Here is a 10,835-nt window from a genome sequence, read left to right as displayed (position 1 = left end):
AATGACTTTGCAGAAGAGTTCTTTGATTTTGACACCAAATCCAGAAAGGAAAAACTTAAACCGTTAAGCATACGTGTAAAGCCTCACACCAAGGATTTTTTCAAAACCAGCTCAATCCTTACGGCAAGGGAAGTGCTTGAGATATATGAAAACTTCAACAATGGAAGTGAAGCGTTCATCAATTCACTTTTGGAAGATGAGAAAAACCTTGAAAGGGAGCTTAAAGAGGTTCAAGAAAAGCTGCACAACGCAAGATTATTCCGCGAAAAGTTAGGTGAAATAGAACCTGAAAGGGATGTCTGGACTGATGAGGATAAGATTTTGCAGTTGAAAAGGGTTTATAAAAATTCCGAAATCAAAGTCATCGGCAATGAAATTTCACCAGGAAAGGCTCAAAGTGATATTCTGAGGGATATTAAGATATACAATACTTTGATGGTACGCATTTTCAATAAAGAATTTTTGACAATTGGAGTTTATACAAATACGGAGCCAATTGTCTACTATTTCAAAAATGAATACTCCAGAGAGGATATCGAAGAGATTTCAAACTGCATCGAAGAGTACTGCAGGGAGCATGAAATTGAGTTTATAGTGATTGAACAGTCCTGCTTTGAGCATTGATTTAAGCTTTTTGGAAGTGTGTTAAAAGATATTTTCACACTTCATCTATTTTTATTTTAAACAGAGGGATTAATTTTCTAATCAATTAGATTATCTATTTTATCAAAAAGCTTTCCATAGTTTTTGAATAGATTTCTGATTTCATCGTCATTTCTTGACATCAAAACCATCTTCAGCTGCTCATCCGTTTCGGAGATTTTTACACTTTCGGATTCAATGCATGTATCCTTAATCATTGATTCGATTTCAGCGTATGCATCTTCAGTCAAATTATGCCTTCTGGCATGGTTTAATATGTCCATTGCATGAATAATCCCATTTTCCGGCAGGTCAATGCAGGAAGAAAGTCTGATTTTTGTAATCATATAGTAAGGGGCTTCTATTTTGTCTCGGCGAAGCACGATTGTAATTTTTGATATCACATGGTCATCGCTTGAGTTTTCATTTATGAACTTGATCAATTGGAACTGTTTGATGTTTGCATTATTATTCATGAAAGTCATGGTAATATATTCATTTTATAATTATTTAAGTTTGATGTTGTTTAAGGTAGTGATATTCATTTAAAGACATCACAGAGGTTGATTTCACTCAGGGGTGTATGATTTAACCTTTTGTAGGTGTGCAAAAGCAGATTTTTGCACTTCAGCTATTTTTTTAAATTATTAAAACAAAGTATAATTTGGATTTCGGAATCTGGCTCGGTTAATTATTCATGGTGAATTTCTTTTAAAATGGTGTATGAACGATAAAGGTGGTATTTTTTTTAAAAAATAGTTAACCGAGTCTTTTTTTTTTAAAAATAAAAAAAGTAGGGGCAACCCTAATCAAATAAGAATAGGTTTACTCCTTCAATAATTAAGACAATTCCAATGATTATTGCAATGTATATTGGCTGATTCATTGCAAATACTGCAAGAGCTATTGCAAGAATACCCATTATTAAAACAAGTATTGAAGTAAAAGTGGATATTTTGGTAACTTTTGATACCAGTCCAACAATTCCAAACACTATCATTATAAATCCGACAATATAGAATTGGAATGAAACAAGGAATGATAATGCATCAATATAGAATATGAATAGGAATCCTAATATTATGGCGATTAGGCCGATAACTATTGAGGATGTTGAAAACATTCCGTTTTGATCTCTTAGGTTGAATCCCATGAATGCGGATGAAATACCGAAGAATAACAAACTTAAACCAACAATTATTGAAACCAATTCTGATGAGAATATTGGGAATAGAATAAATATTATACCTAAAATTATTGACAATAATCCAGCACTTCTGTTAATCATTTTTTCACCTCCATTAATTAAGCTAATTATATATATTTTATAAGATATTATTAATTATTATGGTAGAATTTGAAGAGATAATAAACACAAGAAGGAGTATTCGTGAATATTCGGACAAGGAAGTAAGCGATGAGGATATTTTAAAAATCCTGAAAGCTGGAATGCAAGCTCCGGGATCAAGACTTGGAGCCGAACCATGGGAGTTCATTGTAATTAAGGATAAGCAAACTCTAACAAAAATAGGTGAAATAAAACCTAGGGTCACCAATGCTTCTGTAGCTATTGTATTGGTCGCAAATATTGAAAGGGCATTTTATAAAACTGTCTGGCAGCAGGACATGGGTGCTGCCGCTGAAAACATGCTTTTGGAAATAGTTAACTTAGGTTTGGGAGGACTTTGGAACGGCGTTGCACCTGATGAAGAAAGAATGGCTGAAATTGGTAAAATTGTTGGAATCAATGATATTTCTGATTTAAAGCCATATTGTATTATAACTGTTGGCTATCCGGCTGAAGGATGGGAAAATAAATTCATGGACAAATTTGATGAAAGCAGGATTCACTATGAAAAATACTGAATACGATTTTGAAAGCGTAATTGATAGGAAAAAAACAAACTCCCTAAAATGGGATCTGTTTGGTGATGACGTTCCGATGTGGGTTGCCGACATGGACTTTAAGGTAGCTCCGGCCATTTCGAATGCAATTTCAAAAAGGGCCAGTCATCCTGTTTACGGTTATACGATTGTTCCGGATGAGCTGTTTTTGGCCTATATCGATTGGTGGGATAGGAGATATGACTTCAAGATGTCTCGTGAAAATATGCTGTATTCAATAGGGGTGATGCCGTCAATATCTTCAATTATAAGGTGTTTGACTGACGTTGGAGACAACATATTAATTCAGACACCTGTTTATCACGTATTTTTCTATGTGATTGAAGACAACGACAGAAATGTTTTGGAAAATCCATTAATTTATGAAAACGGAGAATATAAAATTGACTTTGATGATTTGGACGAAAAATTATCCCAGTCCAAATTGATGATACTGTGCAATCCCCACAATCCCATTGGCAAGATATGGTCTGAAGATGATTTGAGCCGTATTGGTGATTTGTGCAGAAAGCATGATGTCGTCTTGATATCAGATGAAATCCACTGTGACTTGACCGACCCTGGTGTGAAGTATAACCCATTCGAATCATCAGGCAATGTTATTACATGCTTGTCACCTTCAAAATCATTCAATATTGCCGGTTTTCAAAGTTCTATTGTCCACACTGAAAATGTGGAACTGTTGGAAAGGATTAAAAATCAGATGCATGTTGACAATTCAGATTCCTGCAACGTGTTTGCAACGGCAGCTGTGGCTGCGGCATACAACGATTCTGAAGAATGGTTGGATGAGCTAAGGGAGGTATTATATGAAAACAAACAGATAGTCAAGGATTATTTGGCTGATGAGCTTCCAATCATTAAACTGGTTGAATGTGATGCAACATATCTCTTGTGGCTCGATTGCTCAGCTTTGAACGTTCCCTCAAAGGTTTTAAGCGGATTTTTAAGAAGTAATCAGGGACTTTTCCTATCGGCCGGAATTGATTTTGGCCTGAATGGAGATAATTTTTTAAGGATGAACATAGCCTGTCCTCAGGAACTTCTAAGGGAAGGTTTGGGAAGGCTTAAAGCGGGAATAACCGCACTGAATATAATCAAAAATTAATTTAATCAGAAAAATTATAGAAATCATAATATGACTCTGGAGTGTTGTTAATGAGTTCCTCAAAGAATTTCAAATATTTAGATGAATTAATCCATAGCGATGCAGAAGAAATTGTTCTGGATACGGATATTGTTTTAGATGGACTTGAAGAGTTTAACTATCAGGAAGGCATAGGTCTGGACGTTGATGATTTGGTTATCGACGGAAATGGCCACTGTATAGATGCATGCAAAAAAACACGGATATTCTATTGCACAGCCTCAAATGTAACAATCAGGAACACCATACTGAAAAACGGGTTCTGCGAAGAAAATGGCGGTGCTGTCTACATTGAAGAAGGTGAGTTGAGCATTATGGAATCCGCAATAATCGCCAGCTTTGCGGGAGAGGACGGCGGAGCAATATTCAATGATGAAGGTGAATTGATCATTGATAAATCCCTATTTGAGGATAACAGAACACAGGACCACGGCGGTGCAATAAACAATTGGGGAGAGTTGAATATTGTTGAGTCCACATTCAAAAGCAATGAGGCAAATCATGGCGGGGCTATATTCAATGATGATGGGAAATTGAATATAAAAGAAAGCATGTTTTCAAAAAACTTAGCAAACAAGGGTGGAGCATTATTCAACAATGACGGCGGCGAGCTTTCCATTGCCAACTCCACGCTCAAAGAAAATTCCGCTGAAATTGGCGGTGTGATATTCAATGAAAATTGTGATTTGGATATAGTTGATTCCACATTCGCAGGCAATAGGGCATCTGAGGATGGAGGTGCAATACGCAATGCTGGAGAGTTGGTGATAGCCAAATCCGCATTTAATTCTAATGCCGCAAATCGTGATGGGGGAGTCATTCTCAACAATAGGGGCGATTTGACCATCAGAGAATCCACATTCGAAGCCAACACTGCAAAGGGAAACGGTGGCGTCATAAACAATTATGATAGTGAGTTGAGTCTATACAAATCCCTGCTTGCCAAAAACACTGCACAGAACGGTGGTGCAATATATAATAAAAAAAGCGTGTTGAGTGTCGAAGAGTCTTCATTTGCTGAAAATGCATCATACGGCTGCGGAGGAGCGATATGGATAAATAAGTTAAAGGATTATGAATCAGATAATTCCACATTCAGTGATAATGAGCCTGATGATGTGTATGAAGAGGGAAACTGATTCAATTATGCTTTCAATTTAATCTAATGAGTCAATGAACTCCTGCATCAGCCAGTCGGATATGCTGATATCGGAATCATATCTGATGATCTCTTCTTTTTTAAACCATTTGGCCTTAAGGATTTCATCACCGTCCACTTTAATCTCACCTGAATCATATTCCGCTTCAAAGCCAAGCATCAGAGAGTTTGGAAACGGCCAGGATTGGCTTTTCAGGTATTTCAGATTTTTGATTTTTATTCCTATTTCTTCTGAAACTTCCCTGTGCACGGCTTCTTCAATGTTTTCTCCCGGTTCAACAAAACCCGCTATCAGGGCGTAACTGATGTTTTCGTGATAGCTGTGTTTTGCCATGAGCAGTTCATCACCCTTTCTGATGGCCACAATGATTGCAGGAGCGATTCGCGGATAGTGCACCTGACCGCAGGAAGGGCATTTTAACATCATGTCCTTTTCATCTAACTTGGTCTTCACTCCACATCTGCCGCAGAACTGATGTGAGATATACCAGTCGCGCACCAAAACAGCCCTTGTTGACATTAAATATATGTCCTTGTCCATGTCATAGACATCCTTTAATGTATAAAACGAATCATTGCAGTTAGTATTAACTACAAAAGTATCTTTATTCATATATTTTCCGATATAAAGTTTAAAATCAATATTGATATTATCAAGTGAGTTCGGGAGTGTCTTATCGTTTGTTAGGAATAATTCTCTTTCATCGTTAAAAATAAAGTAATAAGCGTCATCACTTTCGTAAGTGTCGCTGAAATCAATTTCATAATCTTCGTAGATGGATTTTTCTATCATGTTAATTGATTTATTTTTATTTTTAATAAATTGATTGAATTTTTTTGCTTAAATATATAAGAAATCAAATACAGAATGTATATTGGTGATATTTAATGGTATCTGAAAATATGGAAAAAGCTTTAAACGCTCAATTAAATGCTGAAGTTTACTCTGGATATTTATATTTATCCATGGCAGCTTACTTTGAAGATGAAGACTTAGCAGGATTTGCTAACTGGATGAGAGTACAAGCAGAGGAAGAATTGGAACATGGAATGAAATTCTATGACTACATCATCAGAAGAGGAGCTTCTGTAACCTTGACTGCTATTGAAGGACCACAAACAGAATGGGACGGTCCACTTCAAGCATTTGAACATGTCTTAGAACATGAAAAAAAGGTATCCGGCCTTATCAATGATTTGGTTAACTTGGCCATTGAAGAAAAGGACCATGCAACCAACAACTTCCTGCAATGGTTTGTCGAAGAGCAAGTTGAAGAAGAGGAAAATGCAATGGAATTGGTTGCTAAAGCTAAATTGGCTGATGGCGATAACAGATTAATTTATGAATTAAACAAAGAATTAGGTGCACGCGCACCATCCGAAGACTAGATTTTTATCTAGTCACCCTTATTTTTTTCAGGTGTTTAAATGAGCTATCCCGATGGTCCGACTGATGAAGCCAGTGTGGATTCTGAGATATTTGATTCCAGACTGCTTGGTGAAAATGATTTGGGCAGTGTACACATTCATGGCCCTTTTGGAGATGACGCCTCAGATGTTAAGATAGCTTATGTAATAGGAATGCATCCTCTTGAAAGCAAATCCCACAGGGCATTATTTGATAAACTGACTTCTAAAAGCGATTTGAAGAATTGCTATTATATCTACAATATCCATGTCAATAATCCGAATAGTGAAACTGAAGGGAGGCTTGAAGGTCAATTGCTTGCAAGGGAATTCATCAAAGATGATATAATTAATGAAGGATATGACCTGTTCATGGACATCCATTCCAATAGGGGAGCCAGTGGTCCGGGCAACTATCAGATAACTAATTTTATATTTGCTCCGGGTTTTGATGAAAAATCAACTAATTTGATGAATGCTATTCTTGAAGACATTGATGAACTTCAGTATTATGCGCCGGAACATAGGACAAGTCCGCCGTTTATTACTGAACCGACTGCAAAGGCAGGCATTCCAACAATCGTTTATGAGTGCTATTCTTATGAGCCGATGGATTTGACTTATAGTTTTGCTTTAAAATTAATTGAAAGCATTGATAATCTATCATTTTAAAAGGACAAATCAGTTCTCAATTTATAACTGTCTTTTTGGAAAATTTGTTTATTGTCCAATTCACTACATATCATTTATTTTCTTTTTTTTAGTTCACTTGATAAATCATGAAAAGTATTAAATACATTCCAATACATATATATTAAAGATAACTTAATTGGAAGTGAAAAAATGATTATAAGAGCACCTTCAAGAATTCATATGTCCCTTATAGATTTAAACGGGTCATATAGAAGAGTCGATGGTGGTATTGGTCTAGCATTAGCTGATCCACAATTTGTATTGGAAGTCGAACAAACCGAAAGCGGCGTAACACTTGATTTTGCCGATACCGTAACAGATGAAGAGGCAATATTGGAATGTAAAGAGAAGATACCTGATGCCGCTAAAAAAACTATGGAACATTTTGGCATTGATTCAGGTTTTCATTTTATTGTTCACCAGACTTATCCGCCACATTCCGGATTTGGAAGCGGAACCCAAATCGCGGTTTCAACAGCACACCTGATTACAGAGACAATGGGCATTGAAATTGAAAGCAAAGAGTTAAGTAGCATTGTTGGAAGGGGTGGAACTTCCGGAATCGGTACATACACTCATGATTTGGGCGGATTCATTTTGGATGGAGGACACAGCAAAGAGGAAAAACCTTTATTCTTACCTTCAGGAGCATCAAAGGCAAAACCTGCAACATTGATTGCAAGATATGATTTCCCTGAAGAATGGAAAATCCTAATCGCCATTCCGGAAATCGAAAATCATGTTGAAGGTGATGATGAGGTGGATGTGTTCCAGACATACTGTCCTATTCCAAAGGAGGAAGTCGAACAGGTATCACACTTAATCTTAATGAATCTCGTTCCGTTCATGCTTGAAAAGGATATTAAGAACTTCGGATGGGCCGTTAGTGAGCTTCAAAAGGTCGGATTCAACAAGCTTGAACACTCACTTGATGCAAGCTACCTGCCAACCATGAAGGCCATTGAGAAAGCAGGGGCATATGGAGTTGGCATATCTTCATTCGGACCGGTTCTCTATACTGTATTTGATGAGTCAAATGAGGATATTGTCGAAAAGACCAAAGAGATTATTGGTGAAAATGGTACTGTGTTTGTAACCAAAGCACAAAACCACGGATTTACTATTGAAAAATAGTATTCCTTTCTTTTTTTTTATTTTAACATTTTTGGATGGAGCATTATGGACTTTAAGCATTATATAATTACAAGGTTTAATCTGAGGGTAAATTACGGCTGTGAATTGAAAGACCCTGAAAATGACCCCATGCAGAGAATTTTTGATGAGGATTATCTCGAAGAGAGATTTGACCTTTTTGAAAGATATACTCTGCCGTCCATAAAAAATCAGGTCAATCAAAATTTCACATGGCTTGTCTTATTCCATAAGAATACTCCTGAAAAGTTTTTAAAAAGAATTCAGGAATTGAAAGGGGTGTATGACTTTGAAGACCATTATTTCGAAGACGGTGAGGTATTCACCAATCTGAATTTCCGTACCAAAAATGAGAATTATGATTTCTACATCACCACAAGAATTGACAATGACGACATGATTGAGGAAAGTTTCGTAAAGCGGATTCAGGATTACGCTGCAGATAATTTGCATAATTGCGTCATATCATTTCCTAACGGTGAAAAATTGGATTTGCAGACAAACAGAAGGTACAGATATTTTATAAACAATAATGCATTCTGTTCAATGGTCGGGCCAAAGGGAACTTCCATTTTAAAAACCAGGCATACTAAGATATTTGAGGATAACGAGGGCGTATTCCTAAAAACAGACAAGCCTATGTGGACTGCAATAATCCATGATTCAAACGTAAGCAATAGGATTACAGATTTTGACCTAAGTCGAGGACCGCTTAATTCTTCATTATAAAATAAGTGTATAAAAATTAAAAAAAGAGAAGTTTATAAATTGTAAACTTCTTCAGCAGGTACGATGGTTATATTGTTGTTCTGTAAAGCGGAAATCAGCTCATCAATGTCATCCGCATGAAGCAGCAAAATGGCTTTTCCCACTTTATCATGAGTGAATGCATAGAGATATTCCAGATCAATTTCGTTTTCTTTAATTATTTTCAAGACGCTTGTAAGCCCGCCCGGTGCGTCATTCATTTCAACACCGATGATTTCTGTGACTTTAACAAGGAAATTGTTTTCTTCCAATGCTTCTTTTCCTTTTTCAGGATCATCGACAACCAATCTTAAAATACCGAATTCTGAAGTATCCGCCATGCACATTGCCCTTATATTGACTCCTGCGCTGCTGAGTACTTCAAGGGGTTTTGATAAGCTTCCCAGTCTGTTTTGTAAAAATATGGATAATTGTTTGATTTTCATCATATCACCTAATGTAAATTCCTCTCGTCGATTACTCTTTTTGCCTTTCCTTCAAATCTTGGTAAGGTCTTTGGTTCAACAAGGGTTACTTTTACTCTGATTCCAGTTTCATTTTCTATGGATTTTCCGATTCTTTTCTGTACTGACATCATTTCCTTGACGCCATCAAAGAAGATGTTCTGTGACGCTTCCACTTTGACTTCGATTTCATCTAAAGTTCCAGGTCTGGTGACTATAATCATATAATGAGGCTCCACTTCACCGACTTTGAGCAACGCTTTTTCGATTTGTGATGGGAAAATAGCCACTCCCTTAACTTTAATCATGTCATCGGATCTTCCGGTGATTCTGCTGATTCTTGCATGTGTCCTTCCGCATCCGCATTTTTCATAGGTAATTTTGGTTAAATCTTTTGTTCTGAATCTGATTACAGGCATTCCTTCCCTTTGGATATTTGTCAAAACCAGCTCTCCAGGCTGGTTTTCACCGAGGACCTGCTGTGTATTAGGGTCGATTATTTCCGGATAGTAGATGTCTTCCGCGATATGCAGTCCGTTTTGCTCGCCGCATTCGACTCCAACGCCGGGACCCATTAGTTCTGTCAGTCCGTAGATGTTATATGCTTTTGCACCGAAGATTTCCTCTACCCTTTGCCTTATCTCTTCGGTCCATCCTTCCGCTCCAAATCCTATGGCTTTTATCCCCAATTCTTTTGGGTCAATTCCGTCTTCAAGCGCAACTTCGCCCAAGTGGATTCCGTATGAGGGGGTGAAAATCAGACCGGTTGTTCCAAAATCGCTCATGATTTCGATTTGTCTTCTTGTCTGGCCTGTTGAGATAGGTATGATTGCGGCGCCGACCTTATGTGAACCGTAGTGAACTCCGAATCCTCCTGTAAACATTCCGTAACCGTGGGTATTCTGCAGGATATCATTTTCACCGATTCCCATCATGGTAAGCCCTCTTGCTATTGTTTCGGCCCAGGTGTCAATATCCTTTTTTGTATATCCTGACACTACAGGCTTTCCTGTGGTTCCGGAAGATGAGTGCAATTCCTTTATTTCTTCGATGTCGACTGCAAAAAGTCCGAAGGGATAGCTTTCCCTCAGGTCGTCTTTAGTAATGAACGGGAGTTTTTCAATGTCTTTTAAAGTTTCAATGTCTTCGGGATAAACTTCAGCTTCGCTATATTTCTTTTGATAGTAAGGGATTTTATCGAATGCTCTCTTGACAGTCTCTTGAAGCTTTTTCAGCTGCAATTCTTCAAGATCTTCTCTTGGCATGGTTTCAATTTCTTCATTCCAATACATGTTTTGCCTCATTAATTTTTCTAATGTTATATTATATTTTCCTTTTAACTTAAATTTTTATGTCGTCCCTTTGAAATTTGAAGTAATTCAAAGTTGAACTTGAGTTAATGTTGACTTTTAAATGAAAAGTCTTATATTGGTTAATTTCAAATATAATATTGATGTTAGTTTAATTGCACATCGATTTAACAATTTTTATATAGAATATTAAACTTATATTAAATTGT

The 10,835-nt window shown here is 36.9% G+C and carries 13 protein-coding genes; 8 read left to right on the top strand and 5 right to left on the bottom strand.

Annotated elements, in window-relative coordinates; genetic code table 11:
• Positions 1 to 624, top strand: a 624-nt coding sequence (locus ACJMLZ_RS04615) for a hypothetical protein (protein WP_405304184.1), incomplete at its 5' end; no start/stop codon positions are given.
• A gap of 77 nt (positions 625 to 701) precedes the next feature.
• Here the strand turns inward: ACJMLZ_RS04615 and ACJMLZ_RS04610 are convergent.
• Positions 702 to 1,127 carry a hypothetical protein gene (locus tag ACJMLZ_RS04610; RefSeq protein ID WP_405304183.1) on the bottom strand — a complete coding sequence of 142 codons (426 nt, stop codon included), beginning with the start codon at positions 1,125 to 1,127 and terminating at the stop codon, positions 702 to 704.
• 320 nt (positions 1,128 to 1,447) lie between these two features.
• Complete coding sequence (locus tag ACJMLZ_RS04605; protein WP_405304182.1) at positions 1,448 to 1,930, bottom strand: DUF308 domain-containing protein; 483 nt, start codon at positions 1,928 to 1,930, stop codon at positions 1,448 to 1,450.
• A gap of 59 nt (positions 1,931 to 1,989) precedes the next feature.
• Between ACJMLZ_RS04605 and ACJMLZ_RS04600 the strand changes: the two genes are divergently transcribed.
• The 3 genes from ACJMLZ_RS04600 to ACJMLZ_RS04590 are packed head-to-tail and all read left to right on the top strand — an operon-like array spanning position 1,990 to position 4,833.
• On the top strand, positions 1,990 to 2,508 hold the full coding sequence (locus tag ACJMLZ_RS04600; RefSeq protein WP_405304181.1) for a nitroreductase family protein: 519 nt from the start codon (positions 1,990 to 1,992) through the stop codon (positions 2,506 to 2,508).
• Complete coding sequence (locus ACJMLZ_RS04595; RefSeq protein ID WP_405304180.1) at positions 2,495 to 3,655, top strand: MalY/PatB family protein; 1,161 nt, start codon at positions 2,495 to 2,497, stop codon at positions 3,653 to 3,655. The genes ACJMLZ_RS04600 and ACJMLZ_RS04595 overlap by 14 nt, the downstream gene beginning before the upstream one ends.
• Before the next feature lie 50 nt (positions 3,656 to 3,705).
• Positions 3,706 to 4,833 (top strand): hypothetical protein, encoded by a 1,128-nt coding sequence (locus ACJMLZ_RS04590; protein WP_405304179.1) that lies wholly within the window; start codon positions 3,706 to 3,708, stop codon positions 4,831 to 4,833.
• Positions 4,834 to 4,851: 18 nt separating this feature from the next.
• On the opposite strand, the gene nudC is transcribed toward ACJMLZ_RS04590, so the two are convergent.
• Complete coding sequence (gene nudC, locus ACJMLZ_RS04585; protein ID WP_405304178.1) at positions 4,852 to 5,646, bottom strand: NAD(+) diphosphatase; 795 nt, start codon at positions 5,644 to 5,646, stop codon at positions 4,852 to 4,854.
• Between the two features lie 95 nt (positions 5,647 to 5,741).
• Here nudC and ACJMLZ_RS04580 point away from each other — a divergent pair, with 95 nt between their 5' ends.
• The 4 genes from ACJMLZ_RS04580 (at position 5,742) to ACJMLZ_RS04565 (ending at position 8,834) form a co-directional block, all read left to right on the top strand.
• The gene (locus ACJMLZ_RS04580) at positions 5,742 to 6,242 is read left to right on the top strand and encodes a ferritin (RefSeq protein ID WP_292821908.1); all 501 of its coding nucleotides are present in this window, start codon (positions 5,742 to 5,744) and stop codon (positions 6,240 to 6,242) included.
• Between the two features lie 39 nt (positions 6,243 to 6,281).
• Complete coding sequence (locus ACJMLZ_RS04575) at positions 6,282 to 6,932, top strand: adhesin (protein ID WP_405304177.1); 651 nt, start codon at positions 6,282 to 6,284, stop codon at positions 6,930 to 6,932.
• Positions 6,933 to 7,103: 171 nt separating this feature from the next.
• Positions 7,104 to 8,087 carry a beta-ribofuranosylaminobenzene 5'-phosphate synthase gene (locus tag ACJMLZ_RS04570; RefSeq protein WP_405304176.1) on the top strand — a complete coding sequence of 328 codons (984 nt, stop codon included), beginning with the start codon at positions 7,104 to 7,106 and terminating at the stop codon, positions 8,085 to 8,087.
• A gap of 45 nt (positions 8,088 to 8,132) precedes the next feature.
• Entirely contained in the window at positions 8,133 to 8,834 is a 702-nt protein-coding gene (locus tag ACJMLZ_RS04565; RefSeq protein ID WP_405304175.1) for a glycosyltransferase, read from the top strand.
• A gap of 32 nt (positions 8,835 to 8,866) precedes the next feature.
• On the opposite strand, the gene ACJMLZ_RS04560 is transcribed toward ACJMLZ_RS04565, so the two are convergent.
• Both ACJMLZ_RS04560 and ACJMLZ_RS04555 read right to left on the bottom strand, forming a co-directional pair.
• On the bottom strand, positions 8,867 to 9,298 hold the full coding sequence (locus ACJMLZ_RS04560; protein ID WP_405304174.1) for an acetolactate synthase: 432 nt from the start codon (positions 9,296 to 9,298) through the stop codon (positions 8,867 to 8,869).
• Between the two features lie 8 nt (positions 9,299 to 9,306).
• Positions 9,307 to 10,608: a phenylacetate--CoA ligase family protein gene (locus ACJMLZ_RS04555; protein ID WP_405304173.1), complete on the bottom strand. Its 1,302-nt coding sequence runs from the start codon at positions 10,606 to 10,608 to the stop codon at positions 9,307 to 9,309.
• Positions 10,609 to 10,835: the final 227 nt, after the last annotated feature.

The sequence above is a fragment of the Methanobrevibacter sp. genome (genome assembly GCF_045126245.1).
In the GTDB taxonomy this organism is placed as follows: Archaea; Methanobacteriota; Methanobacteria; order Methanobacteriales; family Methanobacteriaceae; genus Methanocatella.
Note: the sequence above shows the minus strand (reverse complement) of the source record. Positions and strands in the feature narration are given on the sequence as shown.